The 22,604-nt window shown below is 71.4% G+C and carries 26 protein-coding genes; 15 read left to right on the top strand and 11 right to left on the bottom strand.

Going from position 1 to position 22,604, the window contains the following annotated elements; translation table 11 throughout:
* Positions 1 to 3: 3 nt before the first annotated feature.
* Together LOZ83_RS17165 and LOZ83_RS17160 are read right to left on the bottom strand one after the other, a co-directional pair.
* Positions 4 to 1,482, bottom strand: coding sequence for a multicopper oxidase family protein (locus tag LOZ83_RS17165; protein ID WP_236791772.1), 1,479 nt, complete (start codon positions 1,480 to 1,482; stop codon positions 4 to 6).
* Complete coding sequence (locus tag LOZ83_RS17160; RefSeq protein ID WP_236791771.1) at positions 1,479 to 1,859, bottom strand: hypothetical protein; 381 nt, start codon at positions 1,857 to 1,859, stop codon at positions 1,479 to 1,481. The genes LOZ83_RS17165 and LOZ83_RS17160 overlap by 4 nt, the downstream gene beginning before the upstream one ends.
* Positions 1,860 to 1,923: 64 nt before the next feature.
* Between LOZ83_RS17160 and LOZ83_RS17155 the strand changes: the two genes are divergently transcribed.
* Positions 1,924 to 2,355 (top strand): MarR family winged helix-turn-helix transcriptional regulator, encoded by a 432-nt coding sequence (locus LOZ83_RS17155; protein ID WP_236791770.1) that lies wholly within the window; start codon positions 1,924 to 1,926, stop codon positions 2,353 to 2,355.
* A 134-nt stretch (positions 2,356 to 2,489) separates the two neighbouring features.
* On the opposite strand, the gene LOZ83_RS17150 is transcribed toward LOZ83_RS17155, so the two are convergent.
* On the bottom strand, positions 2,490 to 3,254 hold the full coding sequence (locus LOZ83_RS17150) for a tyrosine-protein phosphatase (protein WP_236791769.1): 765 nt from the start codon (positions 3,252 to 3,254) through the stop codon (positions 2,490 to 2,492).
* A gap of 11 nt (positions 3,255 to 3,265) precedes the next feature.
* Positions 3,266 to 4,006, bottom strand: coding sequence for a rhomboid-like protein (locus LOZ83_RS17145; protein WP_236791768.1), 741 nt, complete (start codon positions 4,004 to 4,006; stop codon positions 3,266 to 3,268).
* An 82-nt stretch (positions 4,007 to 4,088) separates the two neighbouring features.
* Between LOZ83_RS17145 and LOZ83_RS17140 the strand changes: the two genes are divergently transcribed.
* The 3 genes from LOZ83_RS17140 to LOZ83_RS17130 are packed head-to-tail and all read left to right on the top strand — an operon-like array spanning position 4,089 to position 6,093.
* Complete coding sequence (locus LOZ83_RS17140; RefSeq protein WP_236791767.1) at positions 4,089 to 5,105, top strand: aminotransferase class V-fold PLP-dependent enzyme; 1,017 nt, start codon at positions 4,089 to 4,091, stop codon at positions 5,103 to 5,105.
* A gap of 49 nt (positions 5,106 to 5,154) precedes the next feature.
* A complete protein-coding gene (locus LOZ83_RS17135) occupies positions 5,155 to 5,778 on the top strand; it encodes a hypothetical protein (RefSeq protein WP_236791766.1) in 624 nt (207 codons plus the stop codon).
* 48 nt (positions 5,779 to 5,826) lie between these two features.
* Positions 5,827 to 6,093 carry a GlsB/YeaQ/YmgE family stress response membrane protein gene (locus LOZ83_RS17130; RefSeq protein WP_236791765.1) on the top strand — a complete coding sequence of 89 codons (267 nt, stop codon included), beginning with the start codon at positions 5,827 to 5,829 and terminating at the stop codon, positions 6,091 to 6,093.
* A 34-nt stretch (positions 6,094 to 6,127) separates the two neighbouring features.
* Here LOZ83_RS17130 and LOZ83_RS17125 read toward each other — a convergent pair whose 3' ends face one another.
* Complete coding sequence (locus LOZ83_RS17125; RefSeq protein ID WP_236791764.1) at positions 6,128 to 6,964, bottom strand: hypothetical protein; 837 nt, start codon at positions 6,962 to 6,964, stop codon at positions 6,128 to 6,130.
* Positions 6,965 to 7,177: 213 nt separating this feature from the next.
* Here LOZ83_RS17125 and LOZ83_RS17120 point away from each other — a divergent pair, with 213 nt between their 5' ends.
* Positions 7,178 to 7,477: a hypothetical protein gene (locus LOZ83_RS17120; protein WP_236791763.1), complete on the top strand. Its 300-nt coding sequence runs from the start codon at positions 7,178 to 7,180 to the stop codon at positions 7,475 to 7,477.
* Here LOZ83_RS17120 and LOZ83_RS17115 read toward each other — a convergent pair.
* Complete coding sequence (locus tag LOZ83_RS17115; RefSeq protein WP_236791762.1) at positions 7,474 to 8,400, bottom strand: ferritin-like domain-containing protein; 927 nt, start codon at positions 8,398 to 8,400, stop codon at positions 7,474 to 7,476. The two genes, LOZ83_RS17120 and LOZ83_RS17115, sit on opposite strands and share 4 nt — an antisense overlap.
* Before the next feature lie 119 nt (positions 8,401 to 8,519).
* Here LOZ83_RS17115 and rimP point away from each other — a divergent pair, with 119 nt between their 5' ends.
* The 6 genes from rimP to rbfA all read left to right on the top strand — a co-directional run bounded on the left by rimP (position 8,520) and on the right by rbfA (position 14,403).
* On the top strand, positions 8,520 to 9,056 hold the full coding sequence (gene rimP, locus LOZ83_RS17110; protein WP_236791761.1) for a ribosome maturation factor RimP: 537 nt from the start codon (positions 8,520 to 8,522) through the stop codon (positions 9,054 to 9,056).
* On the top strand, positions 9,053 to 10,075 hold the full coding sequence (nusA, locus tag LOZ83_RS17105; RefSeq protein WP_236791760.1) for a transcription termination factor NusA: 1,023 nt from the start codon (positions 9,053 to 9,055) through the stop codon (positions 10,073 to 10,075). Before rimP ends, nusA begins: the two co-directional genes overlap by 4 nt.
* Positions 10,076 to 10,098: 23 nt before the next feature.
* The gene (locus LOZ83_RS17100) at positions 10,099 to 10,398 is read left to right on the top strand and encodes a YlxR family protein (RefSeq protein WP_308190230.1); all 300 of its coding nucleotides are present in this window, start codon (positions 10,099 to 10,101) and stop codon (positions 10,396 to 10,398) included.
* Between the two features lie 154 nt (positions 10,399 to 10,552).
* The gene (gene infB / locus LOZ83_RS17095) at positions 10,553 to 13,564 is read left to right on the top strand and encodes a translation initiation factor IF-2 (protein ID WP_236791758.1); all 3,012 of its coding nucleotides are present in this window, start codon (positions 10,553 to 10,555) and stop codon (positions 13,562 to 13,564) included.
* Positions 13,565 to 13,628: 64 nt separating this feature from the next.
* Complete coding sequence (locus tag LOZ83_RS17090) at positions 13,629 to 13,925, top strand: DUF503 domain-containing protein (RefSeq protein ID WP_236791757.1); 297 nt, start codon at positions 13,629 to 13,631, stop codon at positions 13,923 to 13,925.
* Between the two features lie 22 nt (positions 13,926 to 13,947).
* Entirely contained in the window at positions 13,948 to 14,403 is a 456-nt protein-coding gene (rbfA, locus tag LOZ83_RS17085) for a 30S ribosome-binding factor RbfA (RefSeq protein ID WP_236791756.1), read from the top strand.
* A gap of 19 nt (positions 14,404 to 14,422) precedes the next feature.
* Here the strand turns inward: rbfA and LOZ83_RS17080 are convergent, their stop codons facing one another.
* Positions 14,423 to 15,007 (bottom strand): TetR/AcrR family transcriptional regulator, encoded by a 585-nt coding sequence (locus tag LOZ83_RS17080; protein ID WP_236791755.1) that lies wholly within the window; start codon positions 15,005 to 15,007, stop codon positions 14,423 to 14,425.
* Positions 15,008 to 15,091: 84 nt separating this feature from the next.
* Between LOZ83_RS17080 and LOZ83_RS17075 the strand changes: the two genes are divergently transcribed.
* Positions 15,092 to 15,796: an SDR family oxidoreductase gene (locus LOZ83_RS17075; RefSeq protein ID WP_236791754.1), complete on the top strand. Its 705-nt coding sequence runs from the start codon at positions 15,092 to 15,094 to the stop codon at positions 15,794 to 15,796.
* A 26-nt stretch (positions 15,797 to 15,822) separates the two neighbouring features.
* Positions 15,823 to 16,515, top strand: a complete 693-nt coding sequence (locus LOZ83_RS17070) for an SDR family oxidoreductase (RefSeq protein ID WP_236791753.1) — start codon at positions 15,823 to 15,825, stop codon at positions 16,513 to 16,515.
* Here the strand turns inward: LOZ83_RS17070 and LOZ83_RS17065 are convergent.
* The 3 genes from LOZ83_RS17065 to LOZ83_RS17055 all read right to left on the bottom strand — a co-directional run bounded on the left by LOZ83_RS17065 (position 16,500) and on the right by LOZ83_RS17055 (position 19,922).
* Positions 16,500 to 17,432, bottom strand: a complete 933-nt coding sequence (locus tag LOZ83_RS17065; RefSeq protein ID WP_236791752.1) for a sigma-70 family RNA polymerase sigma factor — start codon at positions 17,430 to 17,432, stop codon at positions 16,500 to 16,502. The two genes, LOZ83_RS17070 and LOZ83_RS17065, sit on opposite strands and share 16 nt — an antisense overlap.
* Positions 17,429 to 18,829: an MFS transporter gene (locus tag LOZ83_RS17060; protein WP_236791751.1), complete on the bottom strand. Its 1,401-nt coding sequence runs from the start codon at positions 18,827 to 18,829 to the stop codon at positions 17,429 to 17,431. Before LOZ83_RS17060 ends, LOZ83_RS17065 begins: the two co-directional genes overlap by 4 nt.
* Before the next feature lie 70 nt (positions 18,830 to 18,899).
* Positions 18,900 to 19,922 carry a TRM11 family methyltransferase gene (locus LOZ83_RS17055; RefSeq protein WP_236791750.1) on the bottom strand — a complete coding sequence of 341 codons (1,023 nt, stop codon included), beginning with the start codon at positions 19,920 to 19,922 and terminating at the stop codon, positions 18,900 to 18,902.
* Positions 19,923 to 19,946: 24 nt separating this feature from the next.
* On the opposite strand from LOZ83_RS17055, the gene LOZ83_RS17050 reads away from it, so the two are divergent.
* Positions 19,947 to 20,924 carry a bifunctional oligoribonuclease/PAP phosphatase NrnA gene (locus LOZ83_RS17050; protein WP_236791749.1) on the top strand — a complete coding sequence of 326 codons (978 nt, stop codon included), beginning with the start codon at positions 19,947 to 19,949 and terminating at the stop codon, positions 20,922 to 20,924.
* Between the two features lie 118 nt (positions 20,925 to 21,042).
* Here LOZ83_RS17050 and LOZ83_RS17045 read toward each other — a convergent pair whose 3' ends face one another.
* Positions 21,043 to 21,660, bottom strand: a complete 618-nt coding sequence (locus LOZ83_RS17045) for a TetR family transcriptional regulator (protein WP_236791748.1) — start codon at positions 21,658 to 21,660, stop codon at positions 21,043 to 21,045.
* A gap of 69 nt (positions 21,661 to 21,729) precedes the next feature.
* Here LOZ83_RS17045 and LOZ83_RS17040 point away from each other — a divergent pair, with 69 nt between their 5' ends.
* Positions 21,730 to 22,590 (top strand): SDR family NAD(P)-dependent oxidoreductase, encoded by an 861-nt coding sequence (locus LOZ83_RS17040; protein ID WP_236791747.1) that lies wholly within the window; start codon positions 21,730 to 21,732, stop codon positions 22,588 to 22,590.
* Positions 22,591 to 22,604 lie beyond the last annotated feature (14 nt).

Below are 22,604 nucleotides of genomic sequence, written 5' to 3'. Positions count from 1 at the left end.
GGCTCACACGACCTCGAAGTTCGCCATCATCATCATGTCCTCGTGTTCGAGGTTGTGGCAGTGGAACACGTACTTGCCGCGGTAGCCGTCGAACCGCACGGCGATCGCCGCCTCCTCCGCCGGGCGCAGGTCGATCGTGTCCTTCCAGCCCGCGTCGAACTCGCCCGGGCCGGTGATCCCGCGGGAGAGCACCTGGAACGGGTTCAGGTGCAGGTGCACCGGATGGTGGAAGTCGGTCATCAGCCGCCACACCTCGGTCGTGCCGAGCGCGGGACGCGCCGCGATCACGTCCGTGCCGAACCCCTGGCCGTTGATCGTCCAGCCGCGGCTCGCACCCTCGTACGCGAAGCGCATCGTCCGGGTCACCACCGGCGGGCCGAGCGGTTCGATGGCCGAGAGCCGGTCCGGCAGCCGGAACCGGTCCGGCGCGCGCTCGCCGACGCGGAACCGCAGCACCTCGCCCATCCGTCCCGCGCCGAAGTCGTTGACCAGCGTGACTTCCGTGCCCGGCCGGTAGGCGGAGAAGTCCACGATCGCGTCGAGACGTTGCGCGGGCGCCAGTTCGAAGTGGTCGTGGTGCACCGGGGTGGCGAGCAGGCCACCGTCGGTGCCGATCTGGGTCAGTGAGCCGCCGGGGTCGAGCCGCAGGTCGAGGCGGCGCGCGTTGCAGGCATTGAGGACCCGCAGCCGGTACTGCGCGCCGTCGACGTCCGCGAGCGGCCATGGCGCGCCGTTGACCAGCATGACGTCGCCGAGCACGCCCGCCATGTACGGGGCGGTGACACCGGGCGTCATCGTCAGCGTCGGGTCGAGACTCGGGTACCGCAGCGAACCGTCCGCGGCGAAACTGCGGTCGGTGAGCATCAGCGGTAGCTCCCGCGCACCGGCTGGGAGCCCGAGCGCGTCCTCCTCGTCGTCCCGGATCAGGTGGAAACCCGCCAGCCCGCGCCACACGCCCGGGCCGGTGAAGTCCATCCGGTGGTCGTGGTACCAGAGTGCCGCGGCGCGCTGGTCGAGCGGATACGTGTAGTCCGTTGTGGACAGCGGCGGGTGGAGGTCCATCGGGTAGCCGTCGCTGTCATGCGGGGTCCGGCCGCCGTGCAGGTGCACCACGGTGGGCACCGGCAGCAGGTTCCGGTGCCGGACCACGGTCGTCCGGCCGCGGCGGCTGACGATCGTGGGACCGGGGAAAATCCCGTTGTAGCCCCAGATTTCCGTGCGCACGCCCGGCAGGAGCGACACCATCGCGCGGGCCTGCGTGATCTCGAAGTGGTCGGTGCTCGCGTCGCGGCGCACCGGTGCCAGCACCGGCGGGACCGGGAGCGGCCGGGTGAACGCGGTCGGCAACGGCAGCCCGCTGCGCAGGACGGTGCCGGTGCTGGCCGAACCGCTCGCGCCGAGGCCGAGCGGGACGCCGATGCCCAGTCCCACCCCGGCGGCCAGCCCGGCGCGGACGAACGCGCGACGGCTCAGCCCGCTCACCGGCGCCACGCCCGGACGGCCAGCGCGGCGGCGAGCAGGATCGTCGCGACCCCCAGCGGCACGTGCACGGTCAGCAGTCGCGCGAAACCCAGCACGATCTGCAGCGCGACCATCGCGAAGATGCCCAGGCACCCCAGCAGCGGCCACCACGGCCCCCGGCCGGGCCACCGCACCAGCACCCCGGCGACCGCCGAGACGAGCACCGAGATGCCCGCGTAGGTCGCGTTGTCCCGGTGGACCTGCAGCGAACCGAAGCTGCCGGACAGGAACTGGCCGGCGAAGACGGCCTGGTCGAACAGCATCACCGCGCTCACGACCGAGGTCACCCGGAAGACGTGCAGCGGCCAGCGTGGCGGCGCGATTTCCGTCGCAGTCAAGGAGTCCCCCTCCAGGTAGATTCAAATGAATCGGTTTCAAATGAATCTAACATAGGATGGGCCGATGCCGACACCACGTCCGCCGATCCGGCTCGGCCTGCTGCTGCGCCAGTCGCACCGGCGTGCCGCGAGCGCGCTGAACGACGCCCTCGCGCCGCTCGGGCTGACGGGCAAGCACTTCGGGGTGCTGCTGCTGATCGAGCGCGACGGCGTCTCGACCCAGCGCGACCTGATCGCCGAGACCGGCAGCGACAAGGCCGGCATGGTGCGCACGGTCGAGGACCTGGAGCAGCTCGGCTACCTGACGCGCACGCGATCCAGGACCGACAAGCGCGTGGCGGAGCTGACGCTCACGCGGGCGGGGGAGGACGCCTTCGCCACCGCCCACCAGCTGGCGGGCAAGGCGGCCCGCGAGCTGTTCCGCGAGTTCAGCGCCGACGACTTGGACACCCTCGAAGCCCTACTGGCCCGCTTCGTCGACGCGGGCCCCGACTAGCGCCCCCGCCCCGGCGTGTTTGCCCGTCACGTCGGCGTGTTTGCCGCTCACGTCGGTGACTTTGCTCGTGGCGAGCCAAATCACCGACGTGGGGCGCCAACACGCCCGCGCGGGGCGCCAACACGCCGGGAGGGTCAGGCGACCAGCTTGGTGCGGAGGCGGGTGACTTCGGGCTCGCCGAAGCCGTGGTCGCCGAGCCAGGGGAGCACGCCGCCGTAGCGGCGGTCGACCTCGCTGAGGAACGCGTCCATCGTCTCCGCGAGGGGGCGGTGGATGTCGTCCCCGCCACCGCGCCGCGCCAGATCCGGCGCGTACGTGGGCGAAGCCCGCAGCCGCGCGAGCACACCGGCGATCCGGGTGCCGCTCGCGGCGTAGTCCTCGACCACGACCTCACGCGCCACGCCGGCGATGGTCAGCGAAAGCGCGACCACCACGCCGGTCCGGTCCTTGCCCGCGGCGCAGTGCACGAGCGCGGCGCTCGGCGACTCGCTGATCGTGCGCAGCGCGGCGACCACGTTCTCCGGGCGGTCCTCCAGATAACCCAGGTACAGCGCGCACATCGGGTCGTCGGGATAGCGCGCCAGCGCCCGCTCGCGCCGCGCGAAGAGCGCTTCCTCCGAGGTCTGCTGTTCGAGCAGCATCGACAGGTGCACGTGCCGCACCGTGCTGACCGCCCGCAGCGGCCCCGGCCCTTCGGCCTCGACCTCATGGCTGCTGCGCAGGTCCACGACCGTGCTCAGGCCGAGATCCTCGACGAGGAGCTTGATGTCGCTGGGAGTCAGGCCCTGGAGGTTGTCGGCGCGCAGCAGCGTGCGTTCCGCGATCGTCCGGCCGTCGGCTGTGGGCAGCCCGCCCACGTCACGGGCGTTCGCCGCCCCTTCGAGTTCAAGCCACCGCATACCGACATCGTCTATCGCGCGGCCGATCCGGCCAAGGGAGCGTCCGGGCGAACCCCGTCTTCCGCGGCCGCCCGGTGCGGCGGCCGGAACCGCAACGTGCCCACCAATCCGCGCCGCCGCAACCACGGCAACCAGCCCAGCATGCCGATATGCGCGGCGATCGCGTGCCCCGCGACGGTCACGATCGACAGCAGCGAACCCGGCTCGTCCGTGAGGTAGATCACCACGATGAGCAGCTCGATCAGCAGCACCGCGGCGACCCGCGCCCGCTTGCCGAGGATCGGCACCAACGCTCCGGCCGTCGCGAAGAACCCGTAGCTGACCCCGATGTCGAGCCAGCGCGCGTCGGCCGCGGGCAGCCAGCCGTGCTGCAGCGCGATCATCACCGGCAGTTCCGTCGCGAGCGTCGCGAGGACGTGCCCGCTCGCGAACACCGCGAACGTCCAGCCCGCGCCGATCCGGCGCTCCAGCGGGGCGACCGCGAGCGCGAAGATCAGCACGTACACCAGCCAGCCGCCGTCATCGATCCACAGCGCGCTGCTGATCAGGCTCGCGATCGGCCGGTGCCACAGGTTGTGCGCGTCCGTGCTGGCACCGGCGAGCAGCTTCGCCGAGACCGACTCGCCGACGGCGCGCTGCAGGATCGTCGTCACCAGGAGCAGGGCGAGGTACCAGAAGGTGAACGGGGTCGCCGACGGGCTGGGCAGCAGCACGGCGGCGCGCGTGGTCCAGCGCGGACGATCTTGGCGCACGACACCAGTTTGCGGGCTCACCCTGACAAGCGAACCATCCAGCGGCTGTGAGTTGGCTTAGAGTCCGGGCAGAGTGGACCGTATGCGCATCGCTTTCGGAGCCAAGTTCGACATCCGCGACGGCTACCTCAACACCCCCAGCATCGGTGTCCCGCCCGCACACGTGGCCGACGAACTCGCCGCGTCGGTCGAGAGCTGGCGGCGCGGCGCGGCGGTGCCGGGCGACTTCGACGAGCCGGTCGCGCTCGCCCGCCAGGGCATCGCGGACGTGCTGGGCGTGCCGGTGGACCGGATCGCGGTGGGTGCCTCGGCTTCGCAGCTGCTGAGCGTGGTCGCGGCCGGGCTCCCCGCGGGCGCGCGCGTGCTCGTCGCGGCGGGGGAGTTCACCAGCGTCACCTTCCCGTTCGCGGCCGTACCCGGCGTGACCGTCACCGAAGTACCGCTGGCGGACCTGCCATCCTCGGTGGAGGGACACGACCTCGTCGCGGTGAGCGTCGTGCAGTCGGCCGACGGCGCCATGGTCGACCTGGACGCGCTGCGGGCAGCGAGCGAGGCCGCGAACGTGCCCGTCCTGCTCGACGCGAGCCAGGCGGCGGGCTGGCTGCCGCTGCGGCTGGACTGGGCCGACTGGGTGGTGGCCGTCGGCTACAAGTGGCTGATGTCGCCGCGCGGCTCGGCGTGGCTCGCGGTGCACCCGCGGGCGCTCGAACGCGGCCGGCCGGTCAGCGCGGGCTGGTACGCGGGGGAGGACCCGTGGCAGTCGCTGTACGGCCTCCCGCTGCGGCTGGCCGCCGGCGCCCGCCGGTACGACCTGTCGCCGGTGTGGATGGCCCATGTCGGCGCCGCGGTCGCGTTGCCGTACGTGGCTTCGCTGGACCTGGACGCCGTGCGGGCGCACTGCGTCCAGCTCGCCGACGCGTTCCTGGCCGGGCTCGGCCTGCCGGCCCGCGGCTCGGCGATCGTGTCCGTCGACGCCGACACCGAACGGCTGCGGGCGGCCGGGGTCATCGCGAGCGCCCGCGCGGGGAAGGCACGGGTCGGATTCCACCTGTACAACACGCTCGGTGACGTGGAGCAGGTGCTGCGCGCAGTGACATGATCCCCATTCGGGGCACGGGACCCGGGGCGGCCGGGTACGGTGCTTCCTCGTGGTTGCTCCGCAGTACCCGCCGGCCCACGGCGGCACCGCACCGTTGCCCCGGATCCCGGCGGATCCCGTGCGCGGCCGGTCCCGGCTGTTCAAGGCGCTCGGCCTGGTCGCCGTCGCGGTGGTGGCCGGGCTCGTCTGGTGGCTGATCCGCCACGAGCCCGCCGCACCCGTCGCGCAGGCACCGGCCAAGGAGTTCGCCTTCACCGCGGCCGAAGGGCCGGTCGCCGCCACCGACTGCACAGCGAAGTCCACCGGCGAGGTCAAGAAGTGGCTCGGCGCGCACCCGTGCCTCGGCCTGTCCCGCGCGCTGTACACGACCACCGCCGGCGGCACGAAGGTGCTCGTGTCGGTCGTGGTGGTGAAGACTTCCACGTCGGACGAGGCGAAGGAGCTCAAGGCGATCGCGGACCGCGACGGCACCGGCAACATCAACGACCTCGTCACCGACGGCACCGCGAAGATCTCCGGCGCGCCCAAGCTCTTGGACGGCAAGTACGCCGCACGGGCCGAGGGCAACCGGCTGGCGATCGTGCTGTCCGCGTTCTTCGGCGGCAAGCAGGACCAGACCACGCTGACCCGCGTCGACACCGAAGCCCTCGCCCTCGCCCCACAGGTCGGCTAGCGATCTGTCATCCTGTGCGGCCAGTGACCGCCAACGGAAGGACAGTTTGTGGGCATCATCAGCTGGATCGTGCTCGGCCTGATCGCCGGTCTCATCGCCAAGGCACTCATGCCGGGAAAGGACCCTGGTGGCTGCATCATCACGATCCTGCTCGGCATCGGCGGCGCGTTCGTCGGCGGCTGGGTCGGCAAGACCCTCTTCCACGTCGAACTCGGCCGGTTCTTCGACCTGCGTACCTGGGGGCTGGCGATCCTCGGCTCGCTGATCATCCTGCTCGTGTACCGGATGCTCATCGGGCGGCGCAGCCGCGACTGACGGCTAGCAGGCGTCGATCAGTCGCCGAACGGCGTCAAACGCGGGTTTGGGTGTGTAGTCGTCGTGGAGGAGCCCGAATCCGTTCTGCCAGTTGCCGTCGCTGATGCCGTCGCGGAGTGAGAAGAACTCGTAAACGCTCACCTCGCCGGTCGCCAGTACGGCTTCCGCGACGGACCGCAGGACGCGTGCGCGCGGAGATCCCGGCTTCGAGGGTGACCGAGCGCAGAGTCCGGACGAGGAATTGGGCGCCCCCGGCGACTTTGTCTTCCGGGATCGGACGGAAGACATCGGGGAACATGCCGAGGCCGATGAAGTCGAGCCGGCTCGCGGAGCCCGGGCCCAGGGCGCGGACCATCCTGGCCCAGAACGCCGGGTCGGCCACGCCGGCGCCGTTCACGCCGATGCCGATGCTTGCCCCGAGCCGGTCGCGTTCATCGAGGCCGGCGGCCACGCCCGCGGCGACCGCCTCGAAGCAGCCCGGGAAACCGCCGTCCAGTGGGGCCGGCACGTTGAGCTCCTCCCCGACCTGCACCTTCCCGCCACCCCAGGCGGCTACGTCGCGGACGGCTTGCCGGACGAATTCGGCGTACCCAACCGGATCGGGTGTCGTGGCCCGGTAGCACGCCACGAGGTCGATGAGCCGCCCCCGCCCGAGGTACTGCCCTGGATCGGCCGGCGCGGCAGCCACCCCGGGCTCCGGTGCTCCCGCTCCCCGGAAGTGCCGGTAGCAGCGGATGGCGAACTCCGCGGCATCACCCTGCAAACGAGCCAACGCGTCGCGGGTGCGCGCCACGTCCTCCGGCGGCGTCTCCAGTGGGGTCAGCTCCACCAGGTCAGCCGCGACGACACCCGGCCACACTCCGAACACCATCGCGAACTCCTCACCGACCAACGCGCTCGCCAACCCGCTCGTGCTGCCGATCCTCGGACTGCTCGCCGAGCGTCCCCGGCACGCCTACGCGCTCTTCAGCGACCTGCGCGAGCGCTACCCCTACCTCGGGGTCCGGAACGCCCCGGGTCACGCGGCGCGGCCCGGCAGGAATTCCTCCTTACCGCCGCGGGCCAGCGCGCTCTCGCGGACCGTGTGGACCATGAGCTCCAGAAGGGCGACCTGGCCGACCGGACCGCGTTCATGACGGCCATCGCCTACCTCGGCATCCTCGCGCCCGCCGCGGCCGCGACCGCACTGCACACCAGGGCCGACCGCGTCCAGCATGAGGAAGCTCGCCTCACCCAGGCCCTCGACGCGGCCGCAGACCTCCCCGAACTGCACATGATCGAGACGCACTACTACCTCGATCAACTCGGGCACGAACGCGCCTGGCTGGACGCCACGATTAACCGCATCCGATCCGGCGCGCTGGCGTGGCCGGCAACGAGCTAGGTGGCCGGCATCCCGATGAGAGCCAGGACCGCCGGCGACTCGCCGGCCGCCTGGCGCCAGCGGGTGCCGCGGCGGGCCGAGCCCAGCATGGCGGTCAGCGCGACCGTCCGCAGTGCCGTGTCGTCGGTGCCGGTGAGCACGCCCGCCCAGGCTGTCGCCGCGTCGGACTCCGCGGTCGCCACGACGCTCTTCGCCGAAGTCCCGTCCGTGACCGGTTTCGGTGTCACGTAAGCGGGTTGCGGCCCGTCCGGGGTCGCCCCGGCGGCGTCGAGCATTCGCACGCACGCGTCGCGGCGATCCTGGTGCTCGTGCGCCCCGTCCGCGACGCCGGCGTTGTAGTTCGCCGGCAGGAACGCGCTGACCAGCCCGTACACCCACACCGCGGCGTGCTCGGCGTCGAGCGCCTTCTGCAGCGGGCCGACCGCTTCGGCCGGCACGGACGGGATCGGCGTGACGGGCCCCGGCTCGGCACCCGGCCCGATCCGGTCGTCCAGCTGCTGCAGTCCCGCGCAGCCGGCGGCGACCGCGGCGACCAGGCCCGCCCGGTACCGCTCCAGCCCGGGCACCAGCTGCTCGGCCTGGGTACGCGCGGTCGCGAGCCGCTGCTTGAGCGCGGTGAGCCCGCTGCCGCCGGGGTTCACGACCTGCACAGCGGTCTTCGGCCGGTTCAGCCGGTCCACCTCCGCTTGCAGTGCCTGCGCGTGCTGCGCCCGGGCCGCCGCGACCTGCCGGGCGAGACCGGCCTCCATGGACGATCCGGACGCCATCGCGTTCGCCGCGGCCGCGTCGGCGGTCGCCTGCTCGGCGAGCGGCACCAGCGGGTCGGGCTCGTTCGAGTAGCCGGATTTGCACGCGGCGAGCGGGACGGCCATGGCCGCCAGCGCGCTCAGCCGCAGGACGTCGCGACGGGTACGGGGGCTCACGTCGCGCCATCCTGCCAGGGCTGCGATGACCACGGGCGGTGACGGGGGTTGGCAAGTTAAGCTGGACCCTCAGTGACAATCACGCTGACCGACGATCCAACAGGAGAGAGAGCGCCAAGGTGCCAGGAGAACTCGCCGGCAAACTCGAGCCGATCGTGGCCGAGGCGGTGGCCGGTGCTGGTTTCGACCTCGACGCGCTCGAAGTGCAGCAGGCGGGGCGGCGCAAGCTGGTGAAGGTCGTCGTGGACGCCGACGACGGCATCGGGCTCGACGAGGTGGCGGAGTGCAGCCGCGCCGTGTCGGCCGTGCTGGACTCCCACGACCATCTGGTCGAGGGCGCCTACACCCTCGAAGTGACCTCGCCGGGGGTGGAACGCCCGCTCACCCTGGCGCGGCACTGGCGGCGCGCGAAGTTCCGGCTGGTCCGGATCAGCCCGCACGAGGGCGGCGGCTTCCTCGGCCGGGTCGGATACGCCGGCCCGGACGCGGCGCGCGTGCTCGTCGAGGGCGAGATCCGCGACGTACGCTACCGCGACGTGGCCAGGGCGGTCATCGAGATCGAGTTCAAGCAACCGCCGACGGAGGACCTGAAACTGCTGGAGCAAGACGCCTCGGGGATGATCAACTCCACCGGGACGGAGGAGGAGCCGAAGTGAACGTGGACATCGCCGCGCTGCGCGCGATCGAGCGGGACAAGGACATCCCCTTCGATACCGTCATCGAGGCCATCGAGACCGCGCTGCTGACCGCCTACAAGCACACCGAAGGCCACCAGCCGCACGCCCGGATCGACGTGGACCGCAAGACCGGGTACGTGCGCGTCCTCGCGCACACCCTGACCGAAGAGGGCGAGGTGGACGAGGAGTGGGACGACACGCCCGAGGGCTTCGGGCGGATCGCCGCCACCACCGCCCGCCAGGTCATCCTGCAGCGCCTGCGCGACGCCGAGCACGAGAAGACCTACGGCGAGTTCTCGGCCAAGGAAGGCGAGATCGTCGCCGGGGTCATCCAGCGTGACGCCCGCGCCAACGCGCGCGGCATGGTGATCGTCCAGGTCGGCGACATCGAAGGCGTGCTGCCCTCGGCCGAGCAGGTGCCCGGCGAGTCCTACCAGCACGGCAGCCGGATCAAGGCGTACGTGGTGACGGTGTCCCGCGGCAGCCGCGGCCCGTCGATCACGTTGTCCCGCACGCATCCCAACCTGGTGCGCAAGCTGTTCGCGCTGGAGGTGCCCGAGATCGCCGACGGCACCGTGGAGATCGCGGCGGTCGCGCGCGAGGCCGGGCACCGGTCCAAGATCGCGGTGCGTTCCACCGTGCCGGGCGTCAATGCCAAGGGTGCCTGCATCGGGCCGGTCGGCGCGCGGGTGCGCAACGTGATGAGCGAGCTGGCCGGGGAGAAGATCGACATCATCGACTACTCCGAGGATCCGGCCCGTTTCGTAGGGAATGCGCTGTCGCCGGCGAAGGTTGTATCGGTGACCGTGGTGGACGAGCGGGCGAAGACGGCCCGCGTCGTGGTGCCCGATTTCCAGCTGTCACTGGCGATCGGCAAGGAGGGCCAGAACGCCCGCCTCGCCGCCCGCCTCACCGGCTGGCGGATCGACATCCGCAGCGACGCGGCCGGTGAGTCCGACACGACACCACGGCCTGCGACAACCGGTTCGGCTGAGTGACAGGCCAGGAGCTAGACTCGACGATGGTCGGAAGCCCGCATCGGGCAGGCACACGCGAAGGACATCGGGAGGCTCCGGTCCGGATGTGCGTGGGCTGCCGGAAGCGGGCTTCGGTCGGTGAGTTGCTGCGAGTGGTCGCAACGGATGGGCAGGTGGTCGTCGACGAGCGTCGGCGGCTTCCGGGCCGGGGTGCCTGGTTGCATCCCGAACCCGGCTGCCTCACCAAGGCCGAACGGCGCCGGGCGTTTCCCAGAGCGTTACGAAGCTCTGGGACACTCGACGTGACGGTCGTGCGCCGCTACCTCGGGCGCACCGCCGATTGAACGGGCGGGGGACGGACCCCCTCCCGGGACGAAACGAAGGAAGCAGGTCGACCCGTCATGAGTCAGCCGTGAAGCTGAAGCCATGAACGCGCGACGATAGGACGAGGTCAGCGGGTCCCTTACCGCCGGCTGGCCTCACCAGTTGAGGAGAGCAGTGGCAGGCAAGGCCCGCGTGCACGAGCTCGCGAAAGAGCTCGGTGTCACCAGTAAGGAAGTTCTCGCCAAGCTCAAGGAGCAGGGCGAGTTCGTCAAATCCGCGTCATCCACCGTCGAGGCACCCGTTGCCCGGCGGCTGCGTGACGCGTTCACCGCCGGCGGCAAGCCCGGTGGGAAATCCGGCGGCCGCAAACCGGTCCCCGGCCCGTCGAACGGCAACGGTGGCGCCCCGGCGCCTTCGCGCACCGCGGACAGCTCCAAGGACCGGCCGCGCCCTGGCGCGATGCCCGGCCCGCGTCCCGGCCCGCGGCCGGCTCCGGCCCCGGCCCCGGCGCCGCAGCAGGAGCGGCCCCGTCCGCAGCAGCAACCGCAGCCGCAGCAACAACAACAGCCGCAGCAGCCGCAGGTGCCGGCCGCCAAGGCAGGCCCGGACGCACAGCCGAAGAAGCCCCAGCCGCAGACCCCGCGGCCCGCTCCGGCGGCGCCGCAGTCCGGCGGCGGTTCCGTCGTGCCCCCGAAACCGCAGGGCCCCAAGCCCGGCGGCCCCAAGCCCGGTCCGCGCACCCCGCGGGTCGGCAACAACCCGTTCGGTGTCGGCTCGGGTGCGCCCGCGCCGCGTCCTGGCGCGCCGCGTCCCGGCGGCGGCCCCGGCAGCGACCGTGGCCCCCGTCCCGGTGGTGAGCGGCCCGGTGGCGAGCGCTCCGGCGGCGACCGGCCGTCCGCGCCGCGTCCCGGTGGCGGCAGCAGGCCGAACCCCGGCAACATGCCGCCGCGCCCGAACCCGGGCATGATGCCCGGCCGCACGCAGCGTCCCTCCGGTCCCGGTGGTGGCCGCGGTGGTCCCGGCGGCGGCGGTGGCCGCGGTGGTGCCGGTGCCGGTGCGGGCCGTGGTGGTCCCGGTGGCGCCGGTCGTGGCGGTCCCGGTGGTGGCGGCGGCGGTGGTTACCGCGGCGGCGGCCCCGGTGGCGGTGGCGGCGGCGGTGGTTACCGTGGCGGCCCCGGTGGTGGCGGCGGTGGCGCGCCCGCCGGTGGCGGCGGTTTCCGTGGTGGCGGCGGTGGCCCGCGTGGCGGCGGTGGCCGCGGCGGCACGGCCGGTGCCTTCGGCCGTCCCGGTGGTCCCTCGCGCAAGGGCCGCAAGTCGAAGCGGCAGAAGCGCCAGGAGTACATGGACAACATGCAGGCGCCCAGCGTCGGCGGTGTCCGGCTGCCCAAGGGCAGCGGCGAGACGATCCGCCTGCCGCGTGGTGCCTCGCTGACCGACTTCGCGGAGAAGATCGACGCGAACCCGGCTTCGCTGGTGCAGGTGCTGTTCCACCTCGGTGAGATGGTGACGGCCACCCAGTCGGTGTCCGACGAGATCCTCGAGCTGCTCGGCTCGGAGATGAACTACACCGTGCAGGTGGTCAGCCCCGAGGAGGAGGACCGCGAGCTGCTGGAGACCTTCGACATCACCTACGGCGAGGACGCCGGTGACGAGGAGGACCTGCAGGTCCGGCCGCCCGTCGTGACCGTCATGGGTCACGTCGACCACGGTAAGACCCGCCTGCTGGACACCATCCGCAAGACGAAGGTGCGCGAGAACGAGGCGGGTGGCATCACCCAGCACATCGGCGCGTACCAGGTCGAGACCGCGCTCGACGGCACGGAGCGGCTGATCACGTTCATCGACACCCCGGGTCACGAGTCGTTCACCGCGATGCGTGCCCGTGGTGCGCAGTCCAGTGACATCGCGGTGCTGGTGGTCGCCGCCGACGACGGCGTGATGCCGCAGACGGTGGAGGCGATCAACCACGCCCAGGCGGCGGGCGCGCCGATCGTGGTGGCGGTCAACAAGATCGACAAGGAAGGCGCCAACCCGCAGAAGATCCGGCAGCAGCTCACCGAGTACGGGCTGGTGGCCGAGGAGTACGGCGGCGACACCATGTTCGTCGACATCTCCGCGCGGGAGAACATCAACATCGACGGGCTGCTCGAAGCGATCCTGCTGACCGCGGACGCGGCGCTGGACCTGCGGGCCAACCCGGCGATGGAGGCCCAGGGCGTCGCGATCGAGGCACACCTGGACCGCGGCCGCGGCCCGGTGGCCACGGTGCTGGTGCAGCGCGGCACGCTGCGCGTCGGTGACTCGGTGGTCGCCGGGGACGCGTACGGCCGTGTGCGGCGGATGGTCGACGAGTACAACCAGGACGTCACGGAGGCGCTGCCCTCACGTCCGGTGCAGGTCATCGGGTTCACCTCGGTGCCAGGCGCCGGGGACACGTTCCTGGTCGTCGAGGAGGACCGGGTCGCCCGGCAGATCGCCGAGCGGCGCCAGGCCCGGATCCGCAACGCCCAGAACGCGGCGCGGCGGAAGAGGGTCAGCCTGGAGGACCTGGACTCCGCGCTGAAGGAGACCTCGACCCTCAACCTGATCATCAAGGGCGACAACTCGGGTACCGTCGAGGCACTCGAAGCGTCCTTGCTGCAGCTGGACGTGGGCGACGAGGTCGAGCTCAACGTGGTGCACCGCGGTGTCGGTGGGGTGACCGAGTCGGACATCGACCTGGCCACCGCGTCCGACGCGATCGTGCTCGGGTTCAACGTGCGGGCCCAGGGCAAGGCGACCGAGCGGGCCAACCGCGAGGGCGTCGACGTCCGGTACTACACGGTGATCTACCAGGCGATCGAGGAGATCGAGCAGGCGCTCAAGGGCATGCTCAAGCCGGAGTACGAAGAGGTCGAACTCGGCAAGGCGGATGTCCGCGAGGTCTTCAAGTCCTCGAAGTTCGGCACCATCGCCGGTTGCCTGGTCACCTCGGGCGAGATCCGGCGCAACGCCAAGGCCCGGCTCCTGCGCGACGACGTGGTCGTCGCCGAGAACCTGCCGGTCAGTTCGCTGCGGCGGTTCAAGGACGACGTGGTCGAGGTCCGCGAGGGCTACGAGTGCGGTCTGACCTTGGGCTCCTACAGCGACATCAAGGTCGGCGACGTGGTCGAGACGTACGAGCAGCGCGAAAAGCCGCGTGCGTAGGTAGAGGATCACCCGGGGCCGGTCCAGTCGGATCGGCCCCGGGTTTCGCCTGAGGGAACGTCATTTGTTCATTGGAGCGCTCGAATTCGACCTGCTGCTCGGCGACGTCCGGTCGCTGAAGCAGAAGCGTTCGATCGTCCGGCCACTGGTCGCCGAGCTGCGCAAGCGGTTCGAGGTGGCGGTCGCCGAGGCTGGGCACCTGGATCTGCACCGGCGGGCCCTGCTCGGAGTCGCGGCGGTCGCCGCCGACGGCGAGCATGTCCGTGACGTGCTCGACGAGTGCGAGCGGTTCGTCGCCGGCAGGCCCGAGCTGGAGCTGCTGTCGGCGCACCGCCGCCTCCTCGGGCCCGAGGATGACTAGTACGACGAGAAAGTAGGAGATGATGGCCGATCCGGCGCGTGCGCGGAGGCTGTCCAAGCGGATCTCGCAGATCGTGGCTTCGGCCATCGAGCACGAGATCAAGGACCCGCGGCTCGACAATGTCACGATCACCGACACCAGGGTGACGGCGGATCTGCACGACGCGACCGTGTACTACACGGTGCTGGGGGAGAACCTGGAGTCCACTCCGGACTTCGCGGGCGCCGCGGCGGCTCTCGATTCGGCGCGCGGGGTGCTGCGCAGCAAGGTCGGGGCGGGCACCGGGGTTCGCTTCACCCCGACGCTGACGTTCGTCGCGGACAAGATTCCCGAGACGGCGCAACAGATCGAGGAGCTGTTGGCGAAGGCCCGCGAGGCCGACGCCGAGGTGGCCCGCCGGTCGGCGGGTGCCCAGCACGCCGGCGACCCCGACCCCTATCGCGCCCCGCGCGAGGACGACGAAGAAGACGAAGACTGAGCATTCCGCACGAGGCGGGTCACCTGCGGGTGGCCCGCCTTTTGTCTGCGCGCAGCCCGTCCAGCACGTAGCGGATGTGGCGCCGCCAGCGGTCCGGATCGGACTCCAGCTCCGCGATCCGGCTGGCCGCCACGACGGCCATCGGCAGGTCGCTCGGCTCGGCGTCCGCGCGTAGCACGCCCGCGTCCTTGGCGCGGGCGACCAGGCGCACCAGCACGTCCCACGACCGCAGTTTCGCGGCTTCGATGCCGGGCGCGTCCGGGTATGACTCCGTGCAGACCTGGGTCAGGCCGCGGTCGATCGAATGCAGCTCGCACGAGCGCACGACGTACTGCACGATGCCGTCCCACGGATCCGGCTCGGCCAGCGCCTCCTCGCCGATCGTCACCCAGCGCCCGACCGGCTCGGCGAACGTGGCGTCGATCAGCTCGGCGCGCGTCGGGAACCGGTTGTACAGCGTGCCGATCGCGACCCCGGCCCGGCGCGCGATCTCGTCCAGCGGCGCCTCGAGCCCCTTGGCGCCGAACACCTCCCGCGCGGCCGCGAGTAGTAGCTCGCGGTTGCGCTGGGCGTCCCGGCGCAGCGGGCGTGATTCGACCGGCATGACTCCAGTATAGAAAACTTGAGCATCTCCTCAACTTAGGGTAGAACTTGAGGGAAAGCTCAACTTACTGGGAAGGGGCACGTCATGCCGACACTCGCGATCTTCGGCGCGGGACCCGGGCGAGGCCTCGCCACGGCTCGCCGCTTCGGCCGGGAAGGGTTCGACATCGCCCTCGTGGCAAGGAGTCCTGACCGATTGGAGTCCTTTGTGGACGAACTCGTGGCCGACGGGATCAAGGCGGAGGGCCTGGCCGCGGACCTGAGCGACCGGAGCGGGCACGCGGAACTCGTCGACCAGATCGGCCCGGTCGACGTCGCCGTCGTCAACGCCTACGTCGGCCACGAGTCGATCCGGCCCGTCCAGGACATCGACGTGGAGAGCATGCGCCGGGGGCTCGACGGGACGGTGCTGGCACCACTGTCGCTGACCCGCCTGCTCCTGCCGCACATGCGGGCCCAGGGCAACGGCGCGGTGATCTACGGGCTGGGCGCGCCGGCGCGCCACCCCGTCGCGTCGCTGGCCGGATCGGGCGCCGCGCAGGCGAGCCTGCGCAACTACGCGCTCGCCCTCAACCAGGAGCTGGCCGGCCAGGGCGTCTACATCGGAGTGCTCACCATCGGTGCGCTGGTCAGGCACAGCGACGCCGAGAAGGTGTTCGACACGGACCCCGCCGCGAGGCGCGGGTTCGAGCCCGAACGGGTCGAACCCGCCTACCTCGCCGACGAGACCTGGGCGATGTACACCCGCCGCGAGGCCGCCGAGCACACCGTCGGTCAGCTCGCCGCCTGAACTCAACCTACCGAAAGGAACACATCATGCCGACACTCGCGATCTTCGGTGCGGGACCGGGGATGAGCCTGGCCACAGCCCGCCGCTTCGGCCGGGAAGGCTTCGACATCGCACTCGTGGCAAGGAATAGCGGCAGGCTGAAGTCCTTTGTGGACGATCTGGCGGCCCAGGGGGTCAAGGCGACCGGGATCACGGCGGACCTGGCCGACCTGAACGGGCACGCCGATCTGATCCAGCGGATCGGCCCGGTCGACGTCGCCGTGCTCAACGGGTTCCTCGACATGGACGGGATCCGGTCCGTCGGGGACGTCGACGTGGACACCATGCGCGCCACGCTCGAACGGATCACCCTCGCCCCGCTGTCGCTGACCCTGAAGGTGCTGCCGCACATGCGGGCGCAGGGCAACGGCGCGGTGATCTACGGGCTGGGCTCGTCCTCGCGCAACCCGATGCCGCGCCTGGGCGGGGCGGGGGCCGCCCAGGCGAGCCTGCGCAACTACGCGCTCAGCCTGCACCAGGAGCTGGCCGGTGAGGGTGTCTACATCGGCGCGATCACCATCGGCGCGCTGATCAGGGAAAGCGACGCCGAGAAGATCTTCGACAGCCAGGGCGGGCCCGAGCCCGAACGCGTCGAGCCGGGCTACCTCGCCGACGAGATCTGGGCGATGTACACCGGCCGCGAGACTCCCGAGCGGACCATCGGTCAGCTCGCAGCCTGAGGCAGCCCGAACGTCCCGAACAGTGCGGGTTCCTGGAACGCGCAGATCGCCGCGATACCCGTCTTGGTGATCGTCAGCGTGTGCAGCGCGTGCGCCCGGTAGACGCCGTCGCGCAGCACATATCCTGCCATCCCGGGTTCGCCGTTGACCAGCACCTGCTGTGCGCGCCAGCGGCCGGGACGCACTCGCGGTTCCAGGAACCTTCGTACGGCATCGATGCCGGAGAACCACATCGGGTACGGCGGCATCTCCATCGTGACGTCGTCACGCAGGAGCGCCGCCAGCCCGGCCACGTCGCCGTCGATGAACGCGGCGACGTACCGCTCGAGTACCGCCCGGCGTTCCGCCTCGGGTGGTTCCGCCACCTCGGCGGGGGTGAGCTCGGCGAGCTGCGTGCGGGCACGTTGCAGCGCGCTGTTCACCCCCGCCGTCGTGGTGTCGAGCAACGCCGCGACCTCCGCCGCCCGCCACGCCAGCACGTCCCGCAGGATCAGCACCGCGCGCTGCCGGGCCGGCAGGTGCTGCAGGGCCGCGACGAACGCGATCCGGATGCTCTCGCGGGACTCGGCGAGCGTCGCCGGATCGCCCGGAAACGGTTGCAGCCACGGGGTTTCCGCGTCCCAGTCCAGCTGCTCGCCGACCGCGGAGACCGGGCCGGCGAGCCCCGAGGGCAGGGGCCGGCGGCCCCGGCCCTCGAGCGCGGTCAGGCAGGCGTTGGTCGCGATCCGGTACAGCCAGGTCCGCAGCGAGGCGCGCCGCTCGTCGAAGTCCGAATGCGCGCGCCAGGCCCGCAGGTAGGTCTCCTGCACCAGATCCTCGGCGTCGTGGATCGAGCCGAGCAGGCGGTAGCAGTAGGCCAGGAGCTCCCGGCGGTACGGGTCGGCGCGCTCGGCGAAGTCCGTGGGCGGCACTGTCATCGGGAAACCTCCAGAACCGGCTCGGCCACTTCACTCTTCTCCCGCCGCCCCGGCAACCACAACCCCGCGACCGCCGCCGCGAGCGAGAACGCCGCCGCGGTCCCGAGCACCGGGCCGAACCCCGCGCTGAACAGCTCGGGCGAAGCGTAGCCGCCGGTCGCGGTGAACACCCCGGCCACGATCGCCACGCCGAACGTGCCGCCCAGCTGGCGGACCGTGTTGAACGCGCCCGACGCCTTCCCGATCTCCGCCGGCGCGACCGAGTTGATCACCGCGTGCTGCGCCGCCGGCATCGCCATCGACACCCCGGCGCCGGCGAGCACCAGCGGCGGCACGAACAACACGTACGCCGTCGCCGGGCTCGCGATCAGTGCGATCCAGGTGAACCCGGCCGCCTGCAGCAGCAGGCCACCCGCGAGCAGCGGCCGCTCGCCGAACCGGGCGATCCGCGCCGCGGCGAACGGGGCCACCAGCGACAGCGTGATGGTCCACGGCACCAGCGCCAGCCCGGCCCGCAACGGTCCGAAGTGGAGCGCCACCTGGAAGAACTGCGGCAGGAAGAACGCCGCGGCGAGAATCGAGCCGTACAGCAGGAAACCGCTCGCGTTGCCCGCGGAGAACGCCCGCGAGCGGAACAGCCGCATCGGCAGCATCGGGGCCGGCGAACGCCGTTCCCACCAGACGAAGCCGATCGCGAGGGCGATCCCGCCCGCGAGCGGGCCGAGCACGTCGAGCCGGTCCCAGCCGTGGCCGTTGCCGTGCACCAGCGCCCACACGACGCCCAGGGCCGCCCCGCTCACCAGCGCGAGACCGGGGAAGTCCAGGCGTGCGGGTGCCCCCGTGCTCTCCGGCACGCGGGCGCGCACGAGCGGGATCACCACCAGGCCGAGCGGCACGTTGAGCCAGAAGATCCACTGCCAGCTCAGCCCCTGCACGATCGCACCGCCGACGAGCGGCCCGCCGAGCGTCGCGAGCCCGGTCACCGCGCTGAAGAGCCCGAGTGCCTTCGCCCGTTGTGCCGGCGGGAAAGCGGCCGAGAGCAGGGAAAACGCCAGCGGCATGATCATCGCCGAGCCGACGCCCTGCACCGCGCGCGCCGCGACCAGCCCGCCGATACCCGGCGCGAGGGCGCACGCGGCCGACGCGACCGTGAACACCGCCAGCCCGGCGACGAACAGCCGGCGCCGGCCGAACCGGTCACCCAGCGCCGACGCGGTCATCAGGAACACCGCGAAGCTGAGCGTGTAGGCGTTCACCGTCCATTCCAGGCCGGTGATGCTCGCGCCGAGGGTGCGGCGGATCGCGTCGAGCGCGGTGGTCACCACCAGCATGTCGAGCATGACCATGAGTGCCGCGACCGAGGTCAGCGTGAGCACCCAGCGTTGTCTGTTGTCCATCGAGGCCTCCGAGGTCCGGTTGTTCGCCGGTACCTACCGGCAGGCCTGCCGGAACTCATCGGTGCCCAGGTCAGGGCTTGCGCGCCACCACCAGGTCACGCAGGATCGCCTGGTCCACCCGGTGCGCGAAGTCGCCGAGTTCCCGGACTTCGAGCCCGGCGGCGGTGAGGATCTCGGTGATCTCCTCGCGCTTGGTGACGTGCGTGTTCCACGACATGCCGAGCGCGCCGCCGGAACGCAGCGTGCGCACCCAGGCCGGGACCGCCGCGGCCAGCAGGTCGCGCGGGCTGCGCGACAACTCGCCGGTGCGGTGGCTGCCGTGCTGCACCCCGTACGGCGCGTCGGTGACGATCACGTCCACCGAGCCGCCCTTGAGCAGCCCGGCGCCGGCCACCGTGTCGCAGTTGTAGAACGTGATGTGCCGGACCTCGCCCGCCTTGTACTGTTCCTTGGTCAGCCCGAAACCGAGTTCGAGCCGGCGGCCCAGCATTGTCTTGTTGCGCCGCAGCTGCCCGGAATCCGCGGTGTGCTTGACCCGCTTCGTGCGCAGCCAGGTCTTGATGAAATGCTCGTAGGCCTCGAAATCGCGCTTGTCCAGCTCGATGCCGGTCGAGTCGAGCCCGTAGTCCATCGCCTGGTTGAGCGTGGTTCCCCGGCCACACAAGGGATCCAGCACGTGCAGCGGCCGGATGAGGAACGCTGTGGGGTCCGAAGTGGACAGTAGCGTGACGTTGAGCAGGAGCTTGGTGAACAGCTCGTTGGTCTTGCCGGAGTACTTCTGGATCGTCAGCAGATCCGTGCCGAACCGGTCCAGCGGCGACAGCTCGACCGGGCGCAGCAGGTCGCCGGTCAGCTCGAACAGGGCGTAGAGCGCGGAGAGGTTCGACAGGAGCGTGACGTCGTCCGTGGACAGTCGCTCGGCCGTCGAGAAGGTCACATAGGTGACGCCGCCGAGACGGCGCTCGCCGATGTCCTCGAGGGTGGCGCCCAGCGCCTCGCCGAACACGGCGAGCTCGGCCCGCAACAGGGCGGCCGACGAGTCGGTGTAAACCCGATTGGCCGATGGGTAAAGGAGTATCGCGTAGTGGAACATCGCAGGACAGAGTAGCTTGCGGCCATGACCTCCTCGGCGCTCGACCTCCTGCGCAACGCCACCGACGTCACCCTGCTCGCCCACGTCCGGCCCGACGCCGACGCGCTCGGCAGCGCGCTGGCCCTCGGCCGCGCGCTGCACCAGCGCGGCGCGACCGTGCGGGTGTCGTTCGCGATCCCCGACGAGGTCCCGGAAAGCCTGCGCGGGCTGGACCCGGGCAATCTCGTGGTGCCCGCCGCGGACGTGCCGGCCGCGAGCCCGCTGGTCATCTGCTGCGACACCCCGGTGCCGGGGCGGCTCGGGTCCCTCGCCGACCGGGTCGAGGCGACGAAGGCCGCGGGCGGGGCGGTCCTGGTGATCGACCACCACGCGTCGAACACCCGCTACGGCACGCACCACATCGTCGACGACACCGCCGAGGCGACCGCGGTGCTGGTGCTGAACGTGCTCGACGAGCTGGGCGCGCCGCTGGACGAGCCGATCGCGCGATGCGTCTACGCCGGGCTGGTGACCGATACCAGCGGTTTCCGGCGTGCCAAGCCGTCGACGCACCAGGCCGCGGCCCGGTTGCTCGAAGCGGGCGTGGATCCCGACCGGCTCGCGCGGGAGGTCATCGACGATCACCCGTTCGCGTGGTTGCCGATGCTGTCGGCGGCGCTGGGCACCGCGCGGCTGGAGCCGGAGGCGGCGCAGGGCTACGGGCTCGTGTACGCGTTCGTCACCCTCGAAGCGGCCGCCGACGTGCGGCTGGAAGAGGTCGAGGGCGTCGTCGACGTCGTCCGCTCGGTCCGGGACGCCGAGGTCGCGGCCGTGTTCAAGCAGCAAAAGCCGGACGAGTGGACGGTTTCGCTGCGCGCCATCGGGAAGATCGACGTCTCGGTCGCCGCGCGCGGCCTCGGCGGCGGTGGGCACCGCCTCGCCGCCGGCTGCACCGTGCGGGGCACCGCGGACGAGGTCCTCGCCGCGGTCCGCGACGCCCTCGCCGGCGCCCCCCTGCTCTGACGGCGTGTTCGCCCGCCACGCGCGCGTGTTGGCCCGCCAGGTCGGTGAGTTTGCCCGTTACGTCGGTGAGTTTGCCCCGCGCGCGGCCAACCCACCGACGCGGAGGGCCAACACGCCGTCAGCTCGGGTGGGCGGGGGTGATCGTCGCCATGGCGCGGTCGATGGCCTCGGCGTAGGAGCCCTTCGCGCCGGAGTCGAGCCAGGAATGCTGCGCGGCCACGAGGCATCCGAAGGCCGCGGCGGTCAGTGCGCGGGGCGCCGGATCTCCAGCGGCGTAAGGCTTTCCGGCCGCCTCGGCGCGGGCACGTAGCTCGGCGACGACCGCTTCCTGCAGGTCCTGCAGCTTCTGGAGATAGCCGGCGGACAGCGCGGGCGTCTCGAAGATCATCCGGTGGACCGGCGCCACGAGCTGCTCGTTGACCGGCAGGTCCGCGAGCGAGACCAGCACGTCGATCGCCGCGCGCAGGGACGTCCACACCGGTTCACCGGCCGGGCGGGCGCGCAGCGTGGCGAGCATGTCGTCCACGACGAAGCCGAACTTGCCGAGGACGATCTCCTCTTTGGTGCCGAAGTAGCGGAACACGCTGCTCTGCGACATGCCGACGGCCGCCGCGATGTCGCCGATCGTCGTCGCCTCGAACCCGCGCTCGGCGAACAGTGCGGTGGCGGCCTCGGCGATCTCCTGCTGGACCGCCCGGCGGGTGCGGTCTCTGAGCTGCTGGTTTCTCGTTGTCATGGCAATCCCGATCGTAGCAGTGCGCTTCGAGGATGACAGTGACTCCTATGTTTGGGATAAGCTTCCGTCATGAGTCAGCCCAAGACAATCGTCATCACCGGCGCCAGCGACGGCATCGGCGCCGCAGCGGCTCGCCGGCTCAGCGCCGAAGGCCACCGTGTCGTCGTCATCGGCCGTTCCCGGCAGAAGACCGAGGCCGTCGCGGCGGAAACCGGCGCGGATCACTACGTCACCGACTTCACGCGCCTGGACGAGGTGCGCGCGCTCGCCGCCGAACTGAACTCCGCGTACCCGCGCATCGACGTGCTCGCCAACAACGCCGGCGGTATCTTCGCGCGGGCCGGCAAGACGGTCGACGGGTTCGAGCAGACGTTCCAGATCAACCACCTGGCGCCGTTCCTGCTCACCCGGCTGCTGCTGGACACCCTCATCGCGAGCAGGGCCACGGTGATCCAGACCTCGAGCGTCGGCGCGCGCATGGCGGGCAAGCTGGACCTCGACGACCTCGATCTCGACCGGAACTTCGACTCGCTGCGGGCCTACAACGCGGCCAAGCTCGAGAACATCCTGTTCACCACGGAACTGCACCGCCGCTACCACGAGCAGGGCATCGCGGCCGTCGCGCACCATCCGGGTAATGTCCAGACCAGTTTCGGTTCCGCCACCGACAGCCGGCTGATCAAGTTCGTCATCGCGATCCTGTCCAGCCCGCTGGTCCATCGCTTCCTGCTGCTCACCCCGGACAAGGGCGCCGAGCAGCTGGTGTGGTTCGCGCGGAGCACGCCCGGCGCGGACTGGACACCCGGCGGCTACTACGAGAAGGGCAAGCCGGCGAAGCGCACCAACCCGCAGGCGGGTGACTCTGACCTGGCCCGCCGGCTCTGGGACCGCTCCGAGGACCTGCTCGGGCTGGGGGCCGCCGCCGGTTAACCTGCTGGATGTGC

Origin of the sequence: Amycolatopsis sp. GM8, from assembly GCF_021653975.1 — a bacterium.
In the GTDB taxonomy this organism is placed as follows: domain Bacteria; phylum Actinomycetota; class Actinomycetes; order Mycobacteriales; family Pseudonocardiaceae; genus Amycolatopsis_E.
Note: the sequence above shows the minus strand (reverse complement) of the source record. Positions and strands in the feature narration are given on the sequence as shown.